Genomic DNA, 23,199 nt, shown 5'->3' with positions numbered 1-23,199 from the left:
CAGCCCGAAGGCGCATATATACACGAACCTTGCAGACCATCCTGATGTGGATAGAGCCTCTTCCAATGAAGTGTGCATACATTTTGTACCCTGAATTATGGTGTCTCGTTCCGCATGTTCCAAAAGGTGAATGTACGTAATGAGCAGGCTCACCCGTTGTTTACATATCTTGCTTCGTCGTTGTCCCTTGAGGGCTTTGATAAATGCATTCGGTTGCCTAAATACTTATTCCTAATGATCCGTTTTGGACAGAATAAAATGAACTTTTTGTTATCATGTACGAAAACAGCGTTCCCTAAAGCCAGGTACTGGCGGGGAGCGCTGTTTAGTTTTTTTGATGTGATGATTCTCACAATGGCTTAGGAATGCTACAATATAGCTATTTGGTGCAGACAAGTGATAAGGAGTGGAACCGTAGCTTATGATGCAAACGATTACAGGGGATGCGGGAAAGTGGTTGGATACGATAGAACAGATACAGAATACACTGCGTAAAGCCGGGGATGAAGCGGGAGCGAAGGCGGTAGGGGATCTGCTGGAAAAAGCATATGCGCAGGAGCTGACCATTGCCTTTTGTGGACATTTTTCAGCGGGTAAATCGAGCCTGATTAACAGCCTGTGTGGTAAAACCGTCCTGCCATCTGGACCGGTGCCTACGAGCGCTAATGTAGTGTCCATCCGTTATGGACGTCCGAGAGCACTCATTCATCCAGCCCAAACAGCGGAAAATCCAGAGCCGGAAAGCATGGAAGCCTCCCTGTCCGAGCTTGCTGAGTATTGTAAAAATGGTGGAGCCTATGAATCGGTTCAAGTGTGGGAGGATGTTCCCATATTATCTAACGGAGGAGTGCTGCTGGATACACCCGGCGTCGATTCCACAGACCACGGACATGCGCTGGCGACACATTCTGCTTTACATTGGGCAGATATTGTTTTTTATGTAATGGATTACAACCATGTCCAATCTGAAAATAATTTGTCTTTTGCCAAAAGTTTATCGGATTGGGGCAAGCCGTTATATTTGATCATCAATCAAATCGATAAACACCGGGAGCGGGAGCTTTCATTTACACGTTATCGTAATGAGGTGGAGACTAGCTTTCACGCCTGGCAAGTTCATTATACGGACATCCTTTTTACTTCCTTGAAGGAGCAGAATCATCCATGGAACCAGTGGAAACAGTTGACGCACCTGATTCCGAAATTGCTGGAGCGAAAAACAGAGCTTTTGGCATACAGTTTAGTGTCCTCTATGCATCATTTGGTAGAGCAACATGTAGAGACTGTGCAGTCAGCTGAAGAAGAGGAACTGAACACACTGCTAAAAGAAGCGGGTGGGGAAGAAGCCATTTTGCGGCTGGATATAGAGCAGAAAACCTTGCAGCAAGAAGACGAACACTGGAAGATGCTCCCGGAGCAGGAGCGTAAACGGCTGCGTCAAGAGCTGGATCATCTACTGGAACACGCACATTTGACGCCAGCGGAGCTACGTGAAGCCGCAGGCGAATACTTAGAGAGCCGCAAGCCGGGCTTCAAAACAGGACTATGGTTTGCAGGAGGAAAGACTGAGCGAGAAAAGGAAAGCCGTTTGGAACGGCTGACAGGAATGCTGACTGATCAGGTGGAGGGACAATTGCTTCCTCATGTACGGGAGCTTCTGCGGTCTTGGGGTGACGGTCAGGGGTTGTGGACCTCTGCGATGGAGCAGGAGCTGGATGGCATCCGTCCTGTGATAGACCGGCAACTGGTAGAGCAGACGGTGAAGGAAAATGCGTTGTCGCCAGAGTATACGTTAAACTATTGCAAGGACCTACGCGCTGCTGTGACCGCCGATTGCCGCCGCAAGGCGCTGACGCTGCTAGACCGCCTGCTGGCCCAGCTAGCAGTGCGAGCCAAAGCCCGCCGCGCGGCTCTCGCAGAGAAGCGCACTGCGCTGTTGGCGCAGGCAGAGGCGGCGGGCTGCTACAGCACCCGCGTGCAGGCCTCGGCTTCGCATGCCACCCTGTTGCGCAGCTTGCTGCCGCAGGCTCCCGCGCCAAGCGGGTTGCCCTGTGCGGACGCGCCTGCATCGGCGTCCGATACCGCCGCTGCTGCCCCGCCAGCTGCGGCACCAACGGGCGTTGCGCGCCCAGGCATCGCTGGCTCACGCAACGCATCGGCGCAGACGCTAGCTGGGACGGTGGCAGCACAGCCTGCCGCTGGAGGCCGCCGTACGCGGTTGGATGCAGCAGCGGCCCAATTGAAGGCTGCCGCTGCCCTCGTAAGTCCGTACCCTGCCATGCAAGCGGCGGTACGGGATTTACATGCCCGCGCCGCTGCGCTGGAGGGCGGGCAGTTTACGCTGGCGCTGTTCGGAGCGTTCAGCGCTGGGAAATCCAGCTTCGCCAACGCTTTGTTGGGTGAAGCTGTGTTGCCCGTATCGCCGCATCCGACGACAGCGGCGATTAACCGCATAATGGCGCCTGCAAGTGCTGAGCGCCATGCCACGGCTGACGTCCATATGAAATCAGTGGAGGCGTTGCGGGAAGATCTTAAATACTCATTTCGGTTATTAGGATTGGGAGAGCCAGAGGCAGCGGGCTGGCAAGAAGCCGTTCATGCTTTATCTCCGGAAGGCATCCATCCTGCGGGCAGGCCTCATTATAGTTTTTTAAAGGCTGCCGCAGCCGGATGGGAAGAAGCTGAAAGCTTGCTGGGACAACAGCTTCAGGTGAATTTAGAGCAGTATCGAGATTTTGTCGCGTCTGAGCACAAATCATGCTTTGTGGAGCATATTGACCTTTATTATGATTGCGCTCTGACCCGTCAGGGCATCGTGCTAGTGGATACGCCAGGAGCGGATTCTGTGAATGCACGGCACACAGGCGTGACCTTCAACTATATGAAGCATGCGGATGCTCTTGTATTTGTCACATATTATAACCATGCGTTTACGCAAGGCGACCGGCAGTTCCTGAATCAACTAGGTCGAGTCAAAGAGACCTTGGCACTGGATCAGACGTTTTTTATTGTTAATGCATCAGATCTGGCTTCTTCTGAAGAAGAACTGCATTCTGTTACCCGGCATGTACAGGAACAACTACAGGCGAATGGAATCCGAAAACCACGTATTTATCCGCTTTCCAGTATGCTGGCGTTGGAAGCTACCGAACAGGGAGAGGCTTCGCTGCGTTCAGCTTCACGTTTTGATGCATTTGAAGATGATTTCTCGGCATTTGCAGCCGAAGAGCTGGCAGGTTTGTCCATCGCTTCTGCTACGCAGGAACTGGCCCGGCTGCGGAAACGCATAGAGCAACATGCAGCCGATGCCCGGTATAGCGTGGAAGAACGGGAGATACGATTAGAGCGATTAACTCGCATCCGTGGGGAATTGGAGCATACGCTCCTAGGCCTGACTGATAGCAACGGTGCATCTGTGTTATCGGGCGAGACCGATGAACTGCTGTATCATGTACGTCAAAGGCTGTCCTATCGGACTGGAGAATTTATGGCAGAGGCGTTTCATCCATCTGTTCTGCGTGAAGGAGTAGGTGATCTTCGTTCGGCTTTTGCATCTTGTGGTCGTGAGCTGATGCGTTTAATCGAACTGGAGCTGTCTCAGGAATTACTGGCAACCACACTCCGGCTGGAAAAAACGGGACAAACTTTGGTGCACAAGGCTATACAACAGTGCGTAGAACACATGAACCATCAGTTGCCAGGACTAGATTGCACAATTCCTGAATCGAGAAAATGGGCTGTTCCCGAGCTGAAGGAAATTTCCCTGCAGGAGTCCATTCATTGGAAGGATTATTGGAATAGCTTTAAAAATCCAAAGCTATTTTTTGAAGGAACTGGTCGAGCGAATCTACAAACCAAACTGGAGCCGATATTACGCGAGCGAATCGGGGAAGCTGTGGATCAGCAACGTGAACGAATGTCTTCTTTTTACGTTACGCTGATGCAGGAGGAACAATTGTGGCAGAAAGCTCAGCTTCGAGAGCAAATGCTGGAGACGACTCGTGGCATGGAGCATGCCCTTATAGGCGGTGAGCAGCCACAGGTTTGGGAAGAACTTGCTGGCAAGATTGCGGCTTTGGAGTAAAGATAAATATGTTCACCAATGATTAAAGATCAGGACACCGGGTTGTGGGACAACCCGGTGTTTTATGCATACTCCAAAAAGTAAGCAATACTGAGTAAATAGCCACATTCAATAATAAGAAAGCGATTTAATTTGTCTAATCACCCACCAATTGATAACCTGCCTGAATACGGCTCGTTATCCTCTTTGCCGCCTTGGAATGCGAATGGTAAACTTCACTAAGCCATATAACAACGTCGTGCAACTAATGGAGGGACATTGACATGGAAGTGCTCAGGCAACTGCAAGTTTTTTTTCGCGAGAGGAGACACTATCTGTTTCTTTCTATTTTATGCCTTGCGATAGCGACGGCTCTGGGACTGGTGTATCCGAACCTGCTCCAAAGGCTTATTGATAACGCTATCATCCCAGGTGACTTCGGGAAAGTTCCGGCGCTGGCTCTGACTGTGCTGGGAGTAGTCATCATCAAAGGGTTCATGCAATTTTTACATGGTTTTTTTGGTGGACGGCTAGGTAACTACCTGGCATACCGCCTCCGCAATGCTTGTTACGAAAAGCTGCAATTTCTGTCTTTTAGATATTATGACACGGCCAAAACGGGAGATCTTATGTCTCGACTGACTGGTGATTTGGAGGCAATTCGTAACTTTATCGGATTTGGTTTTGCCCAACTCCTCAATGTGCTATTGATGGTCGTATTCGGCTCTATGATGATGCTGTATATTAACTGGCAGCTCACCCTCATTACGATGATCAGCATGCCATTGCTACTCTTCGTCACATTCAAGTTTGAATCCCGGATTCATCCCACCTTTCAGGAAATGCGGATTGCCCTTAGCGCCTTGACGATAGCAGTCCAAGAAAACATAACAGGTGTGCGAACCGTCAAATCTTTTGCCCGCGAATCATATGAAGTTGAGAAATTTTCAGTACGTAATGAGCAATACAAAAGTAATCAAATTCAAGCTGCTTCCTTATGGAGTCGGTTCTTCCCTGCTATGGAACTAATTGCTTCTGTCAGTGTGGTCCTTCTGTTGGGCATGGGCGGGTATCTGGTCATTCAGAAGTCAATGACCTTGGGGCAGCTCGTCGCTTTCTTTAGCTTAATTTGGTATATTATCGGCCCCATCTGGAGCATTGGCTTTCATATCAATAACTATACGCAGTCCAAAGCATCCGGTGAAAGGGTCCTGGAACTGCTAAATCAGTCCATAGATGTAACCGATGAAGCCGGAGCACTTACACTCGATGCCGATCAGGTGGAAGGACATGTTACGTTTGAACATGTTACCTTTGCTTACGGAAATAAGCTTCCTGCTGTTGTTGACATCAATTTAGACGCACCGCCGGGATCAGTCATTGGAATTTTAGGAGGAACGGGGTCAGGGAAGTCTACCATTATTCAATTACTCATGCGTGCTTATAATGTGAATGCAGGAAGTATCAAGTTGGATGGCAAGGATATACGTCACTTGAAGATTCGCGATTTGCGTGCTCAAATTTCTTCTGTGTTTCAGGAGACGTTTTTGTTTTCGTCCTCTATACGTAATAATATTTCATATGGTTTAAGCCATGTCAGTATGGATGACATCATACGCGTTTCCAAACTGGCTCAGGCTCATGAATTCATAACTGAACTACCGCTGGGATATGACACTGTCGTTGGAGAACGTGGATTGGGACTATCCGGAGGGCAGAAACAACGGATCGCCATCGCGCGCGCACTACTCAAAAATCCGAAAATTCTGGTACTGGATGATGCTACCAGTGCGGTTGATATGGAAACAGAGCATGAAATACAGACCGGTTTTCAAGAGGTTATGCGTGGTCGAACAACATTTATAATCGCTCATCGAATCTCTTCGCTTCGCCATGCCAATGAAATTGTGGTGCTTGAGGAAGGACGAATCGTCCAGCGTGGAACACATGAACAGCTTATTGCTACTCCAGGTCCATATCAGGATGTGTATCATATTCAATACGCCGATTACATAGCTCAGGCTCCAGACGGTGTATCCGAAGGGCAGGTGAGACCATGAATATACCCGCAGAAAAAGCCAAACCGTTAAAAAAACCGACGAATGAGCGCTTTGTCTATCAAGATGATGATGTCATTGATAAACCGTTTAACTGGTCAGAATTCAAACGTTTGCTGGCATACATGAAGCCCTATGCCCGTCAGATTCTGCCGATCCTTCTGGTCATGATGATTCTTGGTACCATTACCAAACTGACGGTTCCTTATTTGATCAGTCTGGCCATTGATAAGGCAATTGCTCCCGCATGGCCTGCATTACCCAGCGTAAAGTTACTGCTGCTCATCACGGGTGCCGTGCTCTTGTTATATTTAATTCAATGGGCAGCCAGCACGTACCGCATTAAATTCACCAATATTATCGGTCAACGGGTTATTTACGATTTGCGTGAAGATTTGTTCAAGCATATTCAAAAGCTATCCTTTAACTTTTTTGATAAGAGACCGGCAGGTTCTGTATTAGTGCGCGTGACGAATGACATTAACTCGCTACAGGATCTTTTTACGAACGGTGCAGTGAATGTCCTGATTGACTGCGTACAGCTTATCGGAATTATTGTCATTTTGCTGCTTATTAACTGGAAGCTCGGTTTGGCAGTAATTGTGACCGTTCCAATCATGTTTTTGATCTCGACCAAGCTGCGCGTTCGCATCCGTCGCGCTTGGCAAGAAGTGCGTATGAAGAACTCGCGTATCAACTCTCATTTGAATGAGTCTATTCAGGGGATTCGTGTGACACAAGCGTATACGCAGGAGCAGGAAAACATGGCTTATTTCGACGACATGAACAGCTCTAGCAAAAAATCGTGGGATAAGGCTTCTGCCATGAATCAGGTTTTTGGCCCACTTATTGATATTACCGGAGGATTTGGTACGCTTGTGCTATTCTGGTTTGGAGCGCATTTAATTCAGACAGATCAGCTTACAGTGGGGCTGCTGGTTGCGTTTGCCAACTATGTTGGGAACTTTTGGGAGCCGATTAATCGGCTGGGCCAAATGTATAATCAGTTACTGGTTGCGATGGCTTCGTCAGAACGAATTTTTGAGTTTATGGATGAACAGCCGAATATTGCAAACAAACCGGGAGCAAAAGCCTTGCCACCCATTCGGGGTGACATCCAATTTGAAAAGGTCATTTTTGAATATGAGAAGGGACGTCAGGCGCTTAAAGGTATTAGTCTTTCCGTCGAAGCGGGTCAATCTATAGCGCTTGTGGGTCACACCGGCTCAGGTAAAAGTACAATTATTAATCTGCTCAGCCGTTTTTATGACATTACGTCAGGGAAGCTTACGATTGACGGTCAAGATGTGCGTGATGTCACGGTGGAGAGCTTGCGAAGCCAGATTAGCATCGTGCTTCAGGATACATTTATTTTTTCGGGGACGATACGCGATAATATCCGATTTGGCCGTTTGGATGCAACGGATGAGGAAATTGAAGCGGCTGCGAAGGCGGTCAATGCTCATGAATTCATTGTTCACTTGCCAGCTGGCTATGAAACAGAAGTAGAGGAGCGGGGGGGAATGCTGTCCATGGGCCAGCGACAGCTCTTATCCTTTGCTCGTGCCTTGCTGGCTAATCCGCGAATTCTTATTCTGGATGAGGCCACAGCCAGTATTGATACAGAAACGGAGTTGAAAATTCAGGAGGCTCTTCAGGTTTTACTGGAAGGCAGAACTTCTTTTATGGTCGCTCACCGTTTGTCTACCATTCGAAATGCTGATCATATCGTTGTACTGGATCATGGGGAAATCCAAGAAAGTGGTAATCATGAACAATTGATGAAAAAACATGGAATATATCGGGGGCTGGTGGAAGCACAGTTCAGATTTTTGTAAAAAAAAGATCAAAAAATCGCGTTTTTTGTAAATTTAAATGCCGAGCACTATTGCATTCTTGGAGCTAAACCCTGAAAATAAAGATGAAAAGAGATCAGAGCAATTTTCGTCAGAGGGGGAAGAGTTCAAGATGTGGGGTGCTCCTTTTTCTGCCAAGGCTAAGAAGATGCTGCTGCTGGGTAGCGGCGAATTGGGAAAAGAAGTCATTATTGAAGCTCAGCGGCTTGGCGTGGAATGTATTGCTGTTGATCGCTATGAACTGGCTCCAGCAATGCAGGTAGCCCATCGCTCTCACTGTCTGGATATGCAGGATGCTGAGGCGTTGAAGGCACTAATTCGTGAGGAAAAGCCCGACATAATTGTACCTGAAATCGAAGCTATTGCTACGGGTGCTTTGGAAGAATTAGAGCAAGAAGGATTTCACGTAGTACCAACGGCCCGTGCCGCCCGTCTTACGATGGACCGGGAAGGTATCCGCAGGCTGGCTGCCGAGAAATTACAGCTTCCGACTGCTGCCTATCGTTTTGCAGATAACTTTGAGCAGTTGCGGTCGGCGGTTCATGAGCTGGGCACGCCATGCGTGGTCAAGCCCTTGATGAGTTCGTCGGGTAAAGGGCAGTCTGTATGCCGGGCAATCGAAGATGCAGAATCCTGCTGGAATACGGCGCTGGAAGGCGCGCGTGCCAAAACTACACGTGTCATTGTTGAAGCTTTTGTCCCGTTTGAGAGCGAAATCACCTTATTGACCGTCAGATCGGTTTCGGGTACGACTTTTTGCCCACCGATTGGCCATATTCAGAAAGATGGGGATTATGTCGAATCCTGGCAGCCTCATGGCATGACGGACAAGCAACTTTCGGAGGCGGAAGACATTGCCCGTACGATTACGGATGAACTGGGTGGTTACGGATTGTTTGGCGTAGAGCTATTTTTAACGGCTGATGGCGTCATATTCAGTGAAGTATCCCCTCGTCCGCATGATACAGGAATGGTGACCATGATCACGCAGGATTTGTCGGAATTTGCACTTCACGTGCGAGCCATCCTCGGATTCCCGGTGCCATCTGTTACGTTGCTTACACCAGGAGCCTCAGCTACTTTGAAGGCAGAAGTGGCTACGCGGGATTTTGTAATAAGCGGTCTGCATGATGCATTATTGCTACCCCGGACACAGGTGCGAGTGTTCGGGAAGCCAGAAACCAAGCCGGGTCGCCGGATGGCTGTAGCGCTTAGCGCTGCAGAAGATGTGGAAACAGCACGGAAGACGGCCAAAGAAGCTGCTAATATGCTGAAAGTGGAGGTAAATCATGTCTAACAATGTGATGATTCCAGTACTGACAATTCGTTCCGTAGAGCTTGGCGATTGCGAAGCCGTAACAGGACTACTAAGAGAAGTCGGATACCCGATGACTTGTGGTGTAATGAAAGAAGTTATGGGAACAACGCGGGAGGACAGTCAAGCGAATATGATGGTTGCAGAAATGGATGGTCGTGTTGTCGGAGTTATCGGCATGCATACGGCTCAAAGCTTGGCTTATCCTGATCCTGCCGTACAAATCACCATGCTAGTCGTGAGCGGGGAGTATCGCGGCGAGGGCATTGGCAAGCGCCTGGTGGCTTGTGGTGAGGAGTGGGGACGTGCGCAAGGATGCTATCATTTATTCATTACTGGAGCGAATAACCGCATCAAACAAGTAGAGGCCCGGGCTTTCTACAACCGAATCGGCTTTGAAAAGCAAGGCTACCGTTTCAGCAAAAAGCTTAGATAATCAGCCTACAACAAGACAATCTAATACTTAAAGCCTCACTACTTTTAACTTAGTTCCGCATGGTTCATTCCGAGCGGGGCTATTTTTTTCCAACTTTTATACCATTGATCCTGCTATAAAACATGATATACTGCTAGAGTAAAGATTACAAAGTTGTAACCAGAAGCGTTCACACCAAGGCATTTATACAACAAGGAGATGACGAAATGAAGAATATGTTGAAAAAAACACTTGTGATGGGAAGTCTAAGCGCCATTTTATCCGCAGGATTCATCGTTCCGGCATCAGCTTCACCAGCTGACGATTTGACTGCCCAACTACAACAGTGGTTTCAAAATAACGGATATACCGTCAATATGTCCAACGGGACGACTACGATAACAAAGACCGTAATTAAGGATGCTTCTGAAAAGGACAAGGCTAAAAACAAAACAGCAAATCCTTCATCCGGCAAGCAAACAACAACCAAACAAGGTAGCCAAAAGGCTTCGCAGTCTAGTAACAAGCAACAGGCCCAAAAACAAAACACAAACTCAGGCGCGGGTCAGTCTGCAGGATCTGATGCACAACTCAGCAAGTCCCAATTTGCAGCTGAGGTTGTAAAGCTTGTAAACAACGAGCGCAGCCAAAAAGGTCTGAAGCCCCTTACATCTAATGCGAAGCTTACAGAAGTAGCCTTAGCCAAGGCGAAGGACATGAGCACGAACAATTACTTTTCCCATACATCTCCGACCTACGGTTCACCCTTTGATATGATGAAAAAGTTCGGTGTAACTTATACGTATGCGGGTGAGAATATTGCTATGGGACAACAAACACCACAAGAAGTAATGAAAGCTTGGATGAACAGTCAGGGACATCGTGAGAATATTTTGAAGGCAGAATATACGCAAATCGGTGTGGCTTACTACAATGGATATTGGGTACAAGAGTTCACACGTAACTAAGATGATAGTAAATACGTTCGAAACGTCATGCCGCTGTTATGAAAAGATAGTGGCATGACGTTAATCTGGAGACCCGCTGACACGTTCAGCGGGTCTTTTGGTGTCTCTTATTCCTCCACAGGCATAACCCTTGCTTTATACCAGAAAAGACATAAGGGACGTATTTATAGTATGATAGCAGCAAGTTGAATGGATAGCAGACTATTTATGGAAAGCTAGGTGAGCAAATGAGCTACGAAATTGTGCATGAAGGTGCCTTTGCTATGCTCAAGGTGCAGTTGAACCCCGGGGAAATGATTAAAGCGGAAATGGGAGCAATGGTTTCCATGTCTTCCAGTGTAGATATAAAGGGGACAGTAGACGGTGGACTGTTACGTGGTTTAGGCAGAATGCTAAGCGGAGAAAAATTCTTTTTTCAAGAACTGAGGGCAGCCCGTGGGCCAGCTGAAGTGTTGTTAGCCCCTGCCAGTATAGGTGATGTACAAGCGGTAGAATTGGATGGCACGTATAGGTTGATGGTCCAAAAGGACGGTTTTCTAGCTTGTACAGAAGGCATTGAGGTTAGCACCAAAATGCAAAACCTGATGAAAGGTTTATTCTCCGGTGAAGGTTTTTTTATCGTAGAAATCAGTGGTCGAGGTACGGTATTCCTATCCTCTTATGGAGCCATTCATCCCATTTATATCGCGCCAGGAGAGGAGCGTATTATTGATAATGCTCATCTGGTGGCATGGCCGGATTATATGGATTATAAAATTGAAAAAGCATCGAAAGGCTGGTTGTCCAGCGTAACGAGTGGAGAAGCGCTTGTATGCCGTTTTCGCGGTGAAGGAACGGTACTGATACAAAGTCGAAATCCGGGAAGTTTTGGACAATGGATCAAAAGTTTCATCCCTGATAGCAAATAGTTTGATTCGTTTGATTAGAGATGAGAGGATAAACTGTTCGCACAAGAAAGTATAATATAAGGGTGGCCATTTGCCATCCTTTTTTTGCATGTTCATGGGAAATTATATGTGACTCTAAGCATTTATTGCGCTTTTATTCCGAACGGTTTATTTGCAAAATGATATAAGAAGCTTTATGTTTATTTCACTAAGCTATCAGGAGGGAACACGAGTGAATTCATCAAAATGGATTTGGCGGTCTGTCGGTTCCGTTTCCATTGCCGCCACATTGCTATTATTGTACGGATTTATTACAGCAGTACAAAGTATCACGGCTCCAGAGCCAATGGTTAGCACTCAACCTGTACATTCCGGTACATCGCAGACACAAACTGCGCCATCCGCTACTAATCAGACGGGAGAGTTTCGGGTAGCTGCCATTGGAGATTCGCTAGCCAAAGGCACGGGGGATGACTCCGGAAGTGGTTTTGTGCGTCGGTCGGTGAGCTTGTTAAATAATCAGGAAGGCCATAAGGCTCAGCTCATAAATAATCTGGGGATTAATGGACTGACGACTCAAGGACTATTGACCAAGCTGGATGAGCCTGGTGTTTCTTATGTGTTGAAAAAGGCTAACGTTATTATGGTCTCGATTGGCGGAAATGATTTATTTCAGGGGGCTCAGGCTGCCCAAACCGGCAAAGAGCCGCCTACACTCAGTGGTTTGCGTAAAGCTGTGCCTGATGCCGCCAAACGTCTGCAAAAAGTGCTGACAAAGGTAGGGAAAATCAATCCGAATGCTAAAATTATCTATGTCGGATTATATAATCCATTCAGTGATCTGCAGGAAATGAAAATTCCCGGTAATCTTGTGGTAACAGAATGGAATCTGGCTGCCATGGCAATTACCAACCAAAACAGCAATATGACTCTGGTTCCAACTTTCGATTTATTCCAGCAAAATTTGCCCGTCTATTTATCATCCGATCATTTTCATCCAAACGGACAGGGCTATCAGGCAATCGCTGAACGTATCGCGCAAGGGTTTGCAGTTGCAAACACGAAGGATGCCGATAAAGTGGATAATGAACAACAGTCTACAAGCATCCAACCTGCTGAAGTGAAAAAGGGAGGGAACAACTAATGAGCATCCAATCTGCTGACAAGAACGGGACTGGAATAACCGAAAATTCGACCTCAAGGGATGCAGTGTCCAGTTTCCATTCCGCCAATCAGGTTGGCAGCACAGGCAGAGACAGAAGCAATAACGAAACAGTTCTCTCTGTTCAGCACGTTAAGAAACGTATCAAACGCAAAATGATCATTCATGATGTAACATTCGACGTTCGTGCGGGTGAAATTTTCGGATTTCTCGGCCCTAATGGGGCTGGGAAAACGACGACTATTCGTATGCTGGTCGATTTAATTAAGCCTACGGAAGGGACGATTACTGTCTGTGGACATAATGTAAATCGTGACCCTGAGCAGGCTTTACGGCATATTGGTTCTATTGTGGAAAATCCAGAGGTGTACAGCTATCTGACAGGATGGGAGAATTTAGAGCATTTTGCCCGTATGCAGCCTGGTGTAGACGAACAGCGTATCCGCGAAGTCGTTGAGCTGGTTCGGCTCGATCGCCGTATCCATGATAAAGTAAGTACGTATTCTCTCGGAATGCGCCAGCGTCTTGGTATAGCCCAAGCCTTGCTCGGTAGACCGAAATTGCTGATTTTGGATGAACCGACCAACGGGTTAGACCCCAAGGGGATCAAGGAAATGAGAGCTTTTATCCGTTTGCTAGCGGCAGAAGGCATGGCTGTATTTGTTTCCAGTCATTTGCTTAGCGAAATCCAGCTGCTATGTGATCGGGTGGCAATTATAAGTAGGGGAAAGGTGCTAGCTGTAGGTGGTGTACGAGAACTGGTTGAGACGCACTCACATATGGCCGTATGGCAACTGGAGCCTCGTGATCAGGGTCTTGCCATATTGCAAAATTCTCCGCATGTGCAAATGATTACGAACGCCGATGAATTAATTGATGACAGTATTGTTGCAGGTAGCGGAGCCGATGCAATTTTTACAGAAATGGATGAAGAGCATATTGCGGAGCTGGTGACACAAATGACGGCTTCCGGTATTTCCGTTAAAGGTGTAACCAAAATCAACCCTACACTGGAGCAGCTATTCCTGAAAATGACGGAAGGTGAGATACTTGAATAACATTTTACCGCTCGTACAAAATGAAACACTCAAAATTATCAAGAAGAAACGATTTTATGTCATTTTACTAGTTTTACTTGTGCTTGTGCCGATTTTTACGTACGCTCAGATGAAAGTGGCAGAAAACAATCGCGAAAAATTCGGCAATGATTGGCGGCTTGAACTGCGTCAGGCGATTACCGATAATCAAAACTCGCTGGGAAGTGACCGGGTTCCCGAGGAATGGAAGACCTACCGTCGGGTCTTTGTGCAGCAGATGCAATATTATTTGGAAAATGATGTGAATCCGAATGAGCCGAGTGGTGTCACTTTTACCAGAGAGTTTATGGATAATTCCATAAATCTGTTCGTTCCGTTGTTGATTATGGCTATTGCCTCCGACTTGGTTTCAGGAGAACGGACGACAGGCACGATAAAAATGTTGCTGACCCGCCCAGTCAGGCGGTGGAAAATACTGCTGAGTAAGCTGCTGACATTGTACATGTTCGTTTCGCTCATCATTTTGGCTGTATTTGTAATTAGCTATGTGATATCAGGCTTGTTTTTTGGTTTTCGCGGTTTTAATGTTCCGGTATTTACCGGATTTCAAATTGTTGGATCGACGGTGGATTTGTCTGCTGTACATGCGATTCCACAATGGCATTATCTGATGCTGCAAGCCGGATTAATCTGGTTTGTCAGTCTTGTGGTAGCTTCGTTAGCCTTTATGGTATCTGTCCTGGTACGAAGTACGGCGGCAAGTATCGTGGTCATGATGGCTGCACTCATTTCGGGCACTATTTTGACAAACATGGCTTCGTCTTGGCAGAGTGCTAAATATTTATTTATGGTTAACCTCCAATTAACCGATTATTTATCTGGAAGCCCCGCCCCGATTGAGGGAATGACTTTACCCTTTTCTTTAGCTGTACTGGGCATTTGGGGGGCTGCGGCATTGATTGTTTCATTCGCCGTCTTTACGAAACGGGATATATTGAATTAAAATGGACAAGGTAAAAGAAAACATCTGTTTGCATTTTTGGTGAAAATCATCAAGAATAAGGCAAAACACGGTTACGATTAGACAAAGGGGGAGCATGAATGGTCGACAAAATCGACTTGTCTGCGGGAGTGTCCGGCACACAAAGCGGAGCTTCAGAATATGGCGCGGACGACATTCAAGTGCTCGAAGGGCTTGTGGCAGTTCGCAAACGGCCGGGCATGTACATCGGGAGCACCAGTTCTTCGGGGCTGCATCATTTGGTATGGGAAATTGTAGACAACGCGGTGGATGAACATCTCGCCAAGTTTTGCTCTCGCATTGATATTACAATGCATAAGGACGGTTCCATTACGGTATCAGACAACGGGCGCGGTATTCCTACGGGAATGCACAAAACGGGAATTCCTACGCCTCAGGTTGTATTCACCATTTTGCACGCCGGAGGTAAGTTTGGCGGTTCGGGATATAAAAAGTCCGGGGGTCTGCACGGTGTAGGTGCGTCTGTAACGAACGCTCTTTCGGAATGGCTTGAAGTAGAAATTTACCGAGACGGTAAGATTCACCGTCAGCGGTTTGAATATTGGCAGGACAAGAAGGGCGTGGAGCATGTCGGGGAACCGACCACAGGCCTTGAAGTGCTGGGCAATACTAACAAGACGGGCTCGAAAATTACATTTAAACCGGATATTCGTGTATTTCAGGCAGGCATTCATTTTAACTACGATACGTTGGCTGAACGCCTTCAGGAGATTGCTTTTCTAAATTCGGGCCTTCGTATTCAACTTAAAGACGAACGCAGCGGAAAGTCAGATGAGTATTTTTATGAGGGTGGCGCAAGTCAGTTTGTTGCTTTTCTGAATGAGGGCAAGGATGTGCTGCATGACGTTATTCACTTTAATGCCGAGAAAGAAGACATTGAAGTAGAGATTGCCATCCAGTACAATGCGGGTTATACAGAGACGATTGCTTCGTTCGTTAACTCCATTCCGACACGTGGCGGAGGTACGCATGAAACGGGATTCAAAACCGCTTACACTCGTGTCATGAACGACTATGCGCGCAAAACGGTGATGTTGAAAGAAAAGGATAAAAACTTGGAGGGCAACGATCTACGTGAGGGCATGATGGCTGTAATCAGTGTCAAGATGGCTGAGGTTGAATTTGTCGGTCAGACAAAGGATCAACTGGGTAGCGCTTCGGCACGGAGTACAGTGGATGCCATCGTATCTGAGCAGATGCAGCGTTTTTTGGAAGAAAATCCGCAGATAGCACAAACTTTGATCAAGAAGGCAGTTCAAGCATCCAGAGCGCGTGAAGCTGCACGTAAAGCTCGGGATGAGATGCGTTCCGGTAAAAAGCGCAGTGAAAGTTCCAATTTGAATGGTAAACTGTCGCCTGCGCAGTCCAAGGATTTTACACGTAATGAGTTGTTTATTGTGGAAGGCGATTCGGCTGGAGGATCAGCCAAGCAGGGACGGGATTCCAAAATTCAGGCCATCTTACCACTAAAGGGTAAACCGATGAATCCGGAGAAATCCAAACTGGCGGATATTATGAAGAATGATGAGTACCGTGCTATTACAGCAGCTATTGGTGCGGGGGTAGGAACAGAGTTTTCGCTGGAAGACAGCAATTATTCCAAAATCATCATTATGACCGATGCAGATACAGATGGTGCGCACATTCAAGTGCTGTTGTTGACGTTCTTTTATCGGTACATGAAAGAGCTTATTGATGCAGGACGCATATTTATTGCTCAACCGCCATTGTATAAAATAACTCGAAAGTCGGGTAAGCTCGAAACGGTGCGTTATGCTTGGACTGACGAGCAGCTTGATAATTATTTGAAAGAATTTGGACGAAATTTTGAGCTTCAGCGCTATAAAGGACTTGGGGAAATGAACCCTGATCAGTTATGGGAAACAACGATGAATCCTGATTCACGCACCTTGTTACGCGTTCAGATAGAGGATGCAGCCAAGGCTGAACGTAGGGTGTCCACTTTGATGGGGGATAAGGTGGACCCGCGCAAACGCTGGATCGTGGAAAACGTAGATTTCACGGAATACGTAGAGTAGTGCTATCAAATGAGGTGTAAACATGAGCTTATCGGAGCAGTTTTTGCCAGCTTTTCTGGAGGAAGTGGTCGGTGACCGCTTTGGCCGATATTCCAAATATATTATTCAGGATCGGGCGATACCCGATGTAAGGGACGGATTAAAACCCGTACAACGTCGTATTCTTTATGCAATGTACGATTCGGGCAATACGCCGGATAAAGCATATCGTAAATCGGCCAAAACCGTTGGGGACGTTATGGGTAATTACCACCCCCACGGTGACTCGTCGATTTACGACGGCATGGTACGGATGGCACAACCCTGGAAAATGAGTCACGTGCTGGTGGACGGTCACGGTAACTGGGGTTCCCAGGATGATGACCCGGCAGCAGCTATGCGTTACACGGAGGCTCGCTTGTCTCCGATCGCAATGGAAATGCTACGCGATATTGAAAAGCGTACGGTTTTGTTCAAGGACAATTTTGATAACTCGGCCAAAGAGCCTGTTGTGTTGCCGTCTCGTTATCCAAATTTATTGGTGAACGGTTCCAGTGGGATCTCGGCGGGATTTGCGACAGAGATTCCTACACATAGTTTACGCGAAGTTATTGATGCCAGCATTGCGGTGATGGAAAAGCCGGAGATTGAGTTGGAAGAGATTATGACCTTTATTAAAGGTCCTGATTTCCCGACTGGTGGACTCATTATGGGTGGCGAAGGTATCAAGGACGCTTACCGCACGGGAAAAGGACGCATTTATATTCGTTCCAAAACGGAAATCCAGTCCTTGCGCGGAGGTAAGCAGCAACTGGTCATTACCGAAATCCCATACCAGATCGTCAAATCAAGACTCGTTACCGCCATGGAAAATATCCGTTTGGAGAAAAAGGTGGAAGGGATTGCCGAGGTTCGTGACGAGAGTGGACGAAATGGTTTGCGCATTGTTGTCGAGCTAAAGAAGGAAGCCGATGCGGAAGGGATTTTAGCATATTTACTGAAAAAAACCGATCTACAGGTGGCATATAACTTCAACATGGTAGCCATTGTGAACAAAGCGCCACATCAGCTTGGGCTAAAGTCCATTTTGGAAGCGTATATTGCTCATCAACGCGAAGTTGTTACTCACCGTATCCAGTATGAACTGGAAAAGGCAGAGGATCGTGCCCATGTGCTGGAAGGTTTGGTCAAGGCGCTGAACATTCTGGATGAGGTCATTGCAGCCATTAAAGCTTCCAAAAATCGCCAGGACGCGCAAAATAATTTGCAATGGATGTTTGGTTTTAGCGAACGTCAGGCAGATTCTATTTTGACTTTGCAGTTGTACCGTCTCACCAATCTGGAAATCACCACGCTTGAAAAAGAACTGGGTGACATCCAGAAAAAAATCGCGCAATATCGTTCTATTCTGGAAAGTGACCGTAAGCTGATCAGCCTAATTCGCAAGGAACTGTTGGAAATTCGCGAAAAGTACGGCATTGACCGTCGTTCAGATATCCAGGGCGAGGTAGAAGAGATTAAGGTGAACCTGGAAGTTATGGTAGGAGCAGAGGATGTGTTGCTGACACTCTCGAAAGATGGATATGTGAAACGTACAAGTATGTTGTCATTCACTCGTTCAGGCGGGGAACGTTCAAGTTCCGGTGTTAAAGAAGGGGATTACGTTACCCAATTGCTTGATGTGAACACGCTGGATGTATTGCTCGTCTTCACCCAGCGCGGACAATACTTTTTATTGCCTGTACATCAGGTGCCAGAGTATAAGTGGAAAGAGCCGGGCACTCCAATTGTCAACGTCATTCCGTTATCGAAGGAAGATCGTATCGTAAGTGTGATTCCGCTCAAAAACATCGAGGAAATCGGCAAAAGCCTGGTATTTGTAACTAAGAAGGGCCAAGTAAAGCGTACAGAGTTGAAAGAATATGCTACAAAACGTTCTAGTGCCGTAGCCGCCTGCAAAGTAGCAGGGGACGATGAGGTGTTATCGGTAACGTTAAGCGAGGGTACCCGGGATATTATGCTGATTACCCGCGCGGGTATGAGTATACGCTTCAAGGAGCAAGAGGTTAATGCGATGGGCCGCGTCTCGGCTGGTGTCAAAGGTATACAGCTGGCGGAAGGCGATGAAATTATCGCAGCGTTATGGGTAGAAGAGGATGAAGGAGAAGTGTTGGTGCTGACCGAGTCCGGTTATGGTAAGCGTACGCTTCTGTTGGACTATCCTACACAGGGAAGAGGCGGCAAAGGTATCACCACCTTTGAGTTCAAGGAAGGCAAACGAATACGTTCGAATGGAACGCGAATCGTGGCTGCCTTCTATTGCCGTGAAGCAATTCAATTATTTGCGATCACAGCAGAAGGACAAACGATGTCCTTCCTTTCGGAAAAGGCTCCTTTGACTGATCGCAAGGATACAGGCAAGTTGCTGGCTCCAGTGGAGAAGAAGGACGAAATTGTGAATGTGCTGCTGCGTAGTGAGCCGCAAGCTTCTCAGTCCATAGAATAATAGGAAAGTCAAGCGCTTTTTAGCTCGAAAAAGAGAGGTCCTCTCGTGCCATTCCGGCACGAATGAGGACCTTTTTGCCGTCATGGTGTCGAACCCTGACCAGCCTTCAAAACCGAGGTGAGACTTCCTTCCCCTTTTCATTTCATGCTCCAAAAACGGCAGGAAACCGGGGCTGTATGGCGAAAATTTAATGTGATGAAATACAATCCGGACGGTGGCCCATACGGTAACTTTGATGCTTTTACTGACCCTGTTATTTAAAGGAGTGAGGCAAAATGCAAACGACCGAATTTGCGAAAATCTGGTCCAGAATGGCTAAGGATTATAAGGTTCATATGGAGCAGCAGCTGGCTCCATCACTAACGGAAGCTCAACTTACGGTGCTGGAGGTTTTGAACGAATACGGCCGTATGAAACCGTCTCAACTAATCCCATATCTCGCCACCACACCAGCCGCGGTTACGATGCTGCTGGATCGGATGGAGCGGAATCGACTGGTCACCCGTTTCAGAGATGTAAAGGACCGTAGAATTGTATGGATTGTTATCTCGGATCAAGGGAGAGAAGAAGTAGAGCGTGGATTGCGAATCCGGGATGATTTTCTGGGTTCTGCACTAAACCGAATTTCTCAGCACAATCAAAATTTGCTGGTTTATTTGTTGGGGAAAATTACAACGAAGACGAAAACTTCAGTAATGACACGTGAGGCTGAGGGAGTAAAGGAACAAATAGAACGAGCAGAATAACTAGAATGGTGGATATATGAAAGTAGCTGTACGCAGCAGATTATCATTTTAAGGAAATTAGGAGTGCGCGGATGAAATACCTATCGTGGTATTCATACCGCGCTTTTTTGTGTTGAAGTATAGGTGATATTTGGGTGAATGTTGACATTTACATAAGAGATGATAAAATAATAGTTATAAATAAATAACATTTCGCATGCAAATAGTTTCTAATTTATGTATATGCATATGGATTGTGAATTGGGTAATAGAAAGAAGGATGGTTCCAGTGAGTGATAGAGAGGAAGACAGACTTGAGGTGTACCGGATTATTCAATCAATAAGAGAGGTTAACAAAACGATATTTTATGCCTTCTGGAACGAGGAGCAGCATTTGGATCTGACGGCCATTCAGCATATGGCTTTGGCAATTCTGAATAAACGCCCCAACATCGGGTTATCCGAGTTGGCAGACATAGCGCATGTGGGAAGCAGCTCTATGAGTGGGGTGGTTGACCGCTTGACCAAGGCGGGATATATTGCTCGCGGACGGCATGAGCATGACCGTAGATCCTTAGTGCTGACGCTTACGCCGGAAGGGAAAGATATCATGCAAAAAGTAGACGACATGTGGATGGAGCGCGTCTTGCCCATTCTGGACATTCCGAAGGAGCATCTAGAGATGGTCCTGGATATCCATAAACAAATGATTATGAAATTAACACCGAAGGGAATGAATCAACTTGAGCAGTCCTCAAATGACACTACCAGGTAATGTACGCAGAGCACCCATTGTGGCCGCTCTGTTGATTGGCGCGATAGTAGCGATATTAAATCAGACGTTGATCAGTGTGGCTTTACCGAAAATGATGAGTGATCTGAATATAGATGCCAATATAGCTCAGTGGCTTAGCACGGGCTTTATGCTCGTGAATGGGGTATTAATCCCGGTGACCGCGTTCTTGATTGCCCGTTTCTCCACTCGTAAATTGTTTATTAGTGCGATGACTATTTTTTCAATCGGCACGCTGTTATGTGCTATAGCACCGAGCTTCAGCATATTGCTGATCGGTCGGCTTATTCAGGCCGCGGGGGCAGGTATCATGATGCCCTTAATGATGGTCGTTATCTTGAACATCTACCCAATAGAGCGTCGTGGCCGGGCGATGGGAACCCTGGGGATTGCTATGGGTTTTGCTCCAGCCATTGGGCCAACCTTATCCGGTTATATAGTACAGCATTATGACTGGCGGGTATTGTTCTGGATCATCCTGCCGATTTCAGTAATTTCGATTGTGATCGGATTTATTTTTCTAAAAAATGTAACGGAGCAGTCCAAGCCAAAGCTGGACATTCCCGGCATCATTTTGTCTACGCTCGGTTTCGGTGGACTGTTATACGGCTTTAGTGATGCAGGAACATCAGGTTGGGGAAGTATTCCGGTCCTGTCTACGCTTATCGTTGGGACAATTGCGCTTATTTTGTTTATTGTTCGCCAATTGAAGGCAGATGAGCCTATGCTGGAGTTCCGTATCTTTAAATACGATGTGTACAGCTTGACGACAATCATTAATGTGATTGTGACGATGGCTTTGTACGCCGGTATGATATTGCTTCCAATTTATTTGCAAAATATTCGGGGTTTTACACCGCTCCAGTCCGGAATGCTAATGTTACCGGGAGCGATTCTGATGGGGCTCATGTCTCCTGTAACGGGGGCTATTTTTGACCGAATCGGAGCGCGTTGGTTGTCTGTAATTGGTTTGCTGATCATGGCTATAACAACTTGGGAATTTACACGGTTGACCGAAACAACCACCTATATGACACTGTTAATTAATTATACGGTGCGGATGTTCGGGATGTCTTTGCTGATGATGCCGATCCAAACGGCCGGGTTGAATCAGCTTCCGCAACGATTGAATGCACATGGTACGGCGATGAGTAACACGCTGCGTATGATTTCCGGCTCAATTGGGACGGCAATTCTGGTGACGGTGATGTCCACACAAAGCAGCAACCGTTTGACGTCGATTGTTACATCTGAGGGACTAACCGTGACGGATAAAGTGGGGATGCTGGCTGCAGGCAATCAAGCTACAATTTATGGGATTAACTCGGCTTTTATCATTGCAACAGTGTTGAGTGTGGCCGCTCTGATTTTAGCGTTTTTTATCAAAAATACGAATGCAAAAAACGCCCATCCCCGTCAACAGCTGGTAAACAGCAAGAAGGGGCAGTCCGTGGCTTCCTCGTCATAAAAGGATAAGATGACGCATTAATTTAATTTTCTACAAAAAAGAACCTGTAACGCATGTGAACAAACATGCATTGCAGGTTCTTTGTGCAAATGGGGATTGAGGATGTAGATATCCAGATGGAGCAGGGCTTTTCGGTTCAAATTTCAGTCGTAATCATGTTCTCGTAAAGCGACCTGGGCCATTCATTCCATGGAAATTGGACAGGAGGTAACGAGTGAAATCTCATATCGTCCTTGCTAACCGGATGCGGTGCTCCAGCGAGTAAGGACCAAAGCGCCAGCTGTTGACCGGGCCGACTCAGATGACCCCCATATTTTTGGTCACCGTAGAGGGGACAGCCGATCGCCTGCATTTGCACACGAATTTGGTGTGAGCGTCCGGTGTGCAACTTAATCTGCACGAGACTGAGTCCATCTGCTTGTCCGATTACGCGATACTCCAAAATGGCTTCCTTCGCACCAGCCGTGCCAGGCCGAACCGTTTGAACCGTGTTGGTTCGACTATCCTTTAGCAGGTAATGGGTCAGACGGCCTTGCGGGGCCGTAGGAACGCCATTCAGAACGGCTGTATACAGTTTGTGAAAATGACGACTTCGAACCGACTCTGACAGGCGAGAAGCAGCTTTGGACGTCTTAGCAAAAATCATGGCTCCACCTACAGGCCGATCCAGTCTGTGAACTAAACCCAAAAAAACGTTACCAGGCTTATTGTGTCTAATTTTTAAATCTTCCTTGAGTAAAGACAACAGATCAGGATCACCACTGGCATCCTCTTGCGTTGGAACATTGACAGGCTTTACAACCGCCAAAACATGATTGTCCTCATATAGGACAGGGATGTTCGACTGTGCATGTTCATGCCAAGTAAGTTCATTTTGAGTCATAAGA

16 protein-coding genes are annotated in these 23,199 nt (G+C 46.9%); 15 read left to right on the top strand and 1 reads right to left on the bottom strand.

Going from position 1 to position 23,199, the window contains the following annotated elements:
• Nucleotides 1-421 precede the first annotated feature (421 nt).
• The 15 genes from MKY98_RS14605 (at nt 422) to MKY98_RS14535 (ending at nt 22,312) form a co-directional block, all read left to right on the top strand.
• Entirely contained in the window at nt 422-4,084 is a 3,663-nt protein-coding gene (locus tag MKY98_RS14605; protein WP_069010656.1) for a dynamin family protein, read from the top strand.
• A gap of 263 nt (nt 4,085-4,347) precedes the next feature.
• Nucleotides 4,348-6,123, top strand: a complete 1,776-nt coding sequence (locus tag MKY98_RS14600; protein ID WP_069010655.1) for an ABC transporter ATP-binding protein — start codon at nt 4,348-4,350, stop codon at nt 6,121-6,123.
• Nucleotides 6,120-7,958 carry an ABC transporter ATP-binding protein gene (locus MKY98_RS14595; RefSeq protein ID WP_069010653.1) on the top strand — a complete coding sequence of 613 codons (1,839 nt, stop codon included), beginning with the start codon at nt 6,120-6,122 and terminating at the stop codon, nt 7,956-7,958. Before MKY98_RS14600 ends, MKY98_RS14595 begins: the two co-directional genes overlap by 4 nt.
• Before the next feature lie 130 nt (nt 7,959-8,088).
• On the top strand, nt 8,089-9,273 hold the full coding sequence (gene purT, locus MKY98_RS14590; RefSeq protein WP_069010651.1) for a formate-dependent phosphoribosylglycinamide formyltransferase: 1,185 nt from the start codon (nt 8,089-8,091) through the stop codon (nt 9,271-9,273).
• The gene (locus MKY98_RS14585; protein WP_013310623.1) at nt 9,266-9,727 is read left to right on the top strand and encodes a GNAT family N-acetyltransferase; all 462 of its coding nucleotides are present in this window, start codon (nt 9,266-9,268) and stop codon (nt 9,725-9,727) included. The genes purT and MKY98_RS14585 overlap by 8 nt, the downstream gene beginning before the upstream one ends.
• Nucleotides 9,728-9,933: 206 nt before the next feature.
• On the top strand, nt 9,934-10,674 hold the full coding sequence (locus MKY98_RS14580) for a CAP domain-containing protein (protein ID WP_029518155.1): 741 nt from the start codon (nt 9,934-9,936) through the stop codon (nt 10,672-10,674).
• 227 nt (nt 10,675-10,901) lie between these two features.
• Nucleotides 10,902-11,582 (top strand): TIGR00266 family protein, encoded by a 681-nt coding sequence (locus MKY98_RS14575; protein WP_029518154.1) that lies wholly within the window; start codon nt 10,902-10,904, stop codon nt 11,580-11,582.
• Nucleotides 11,583-11,757: 175 nt separating this feature from the next.
• Nucleotides 11,758-12,705, top strand: coding sequence for a GDSL-type esterase/lipase family protein (locus MKY98_RS14570; protein WP_069010648.1), 948 nt, complete (start codon nt 11,758-11,760; stop codon nt 12,703-12,705).
• Nucleotides 12,705-13,781, top strand: a complete 1,077-nt coding sequence (locus tag MKY98_RS14565; RefSeq protein WP_029518152.1) for an ABC transporter ATP-binding protein — start codon at nt 12,705-12,707, stop codon at nt 13,779-13,781. The genes MKY98_RS14570 and MKY98_RS14565 overlap by 1 nt, the downstream gene beginning before the upstream one ends.
• On the top strand, nt 13,774-14,763 hold the full coding sequence (locus MKY98_RS14560) for an ABC transporter permease (protein ID WP_029518151.1): 990 nt from the start codon (nt 13,774-13,776) through the stop codon (nt 14,761-14,763). The genes MKY98_RS14565 and MKY98_RS14560 overlap by 8 nt, the downstream gene beginning before the upstream one ends.
• A 98-nt stretch (nt 14,764-14,861) precedes the next feature.
• Nucleotides 14,862-16,841 carry a DNA topoisomerase IV subunit B gene (gene parE / locus MKY98_RS14555; RefSeq protein WP_013310617.1) on the top strand — a complete coding sequence of 660 codons (1,980 nt, stop codon included), beginning with the start codon at nt 14,862-14,864 and terminating at the stop codon, nt 16,839-16,841.
• 22 nt (nt 16,842-16,863) lie between these two features.
• Nucleotides 16,864-19,326, top strand: coding sequence for a DNA gyrase subunit A (gene gyrA / locus MKY98_RS14550; RefSeq protein ID WP_069010644.1), 2,463 nt, complete (start codon nt 16,864-16,866; stop codon nt 19,324-19,326).
• A gap of 275 nt (nt 19,327-19,601) precedes the next feature.
• Nucleotides 19,602-20,072 carry a MarR family winged helix-turn-helix transcriptional regulator gene (locus MKY98_RS14545; RefSeq protein WP_039271193.1) on the top strand — a complete coding sequence of 157 codons (471 nt, stop codon included), beginning with the start codon at nt 19,602-19,604 and terminating at the stop codon, nt 20,070-20,072.
• Between the two features lie 268 nt (nt 20,073-20,340).
• Nucleotides 20,341-20,826: a MarR family winged helix-turn-helix transcriptional regulator gene (locus MKY98_RS14540; RefSeq protein WP_069010642.1), complete on the top strand. Its 486-nt coding sequence runs from the start codon at nt 20,341-20,343 to the stop codon at nt 20,824-20,826.
• A complete protein-coding gene (locus tag MKY98_RS14535; protein ID WP_069010641.1) occupies nt 20,810-22,312 on the top strand; it encodes a DHA2 family efflux MFS transporter permease subunit in 1,503 nt (500 codons plus the stop codon). Before MKY98_RS14540 ends, MKY98_RS14535 begins: the two co-directional genes overlap by 17 nt.
• A 136-nt stretch (nt 22,313-22,448) precedes the next feature.
• Here the strand turns inward: MKY98_RS14535 and MKY98_RS14530 are convergent, their stop codons facing one another.
• Nucleotides 22,449-23,195, bottom strand: a complete 747-nt coding sequence (locus MKY98_RS14530; RefSeq protein WP_069010639.1) for an RluA family pseudouridine synthase — start codon at nt 23,193-23,195, stop codon at nt 22,449-22,451.
• Between the last annotated feature and the right edge of the window lie 4 nt (nt 23,196-23,199).

This window comes from Paenibacillus sp. FSL M8-0228 (genome assembly GCF_038007385.1).
Lineage (GTDB): Bacteria > Bacillota > Bacilli > Paenibacillales > Paenibacillaceae > Paenibacillus > Paenibacillus polymyxa_D.
Note: the sequence above shows the minus strand (reverse complement) of the source record. Positions and strands in the feature narration are given on the sequence as shown.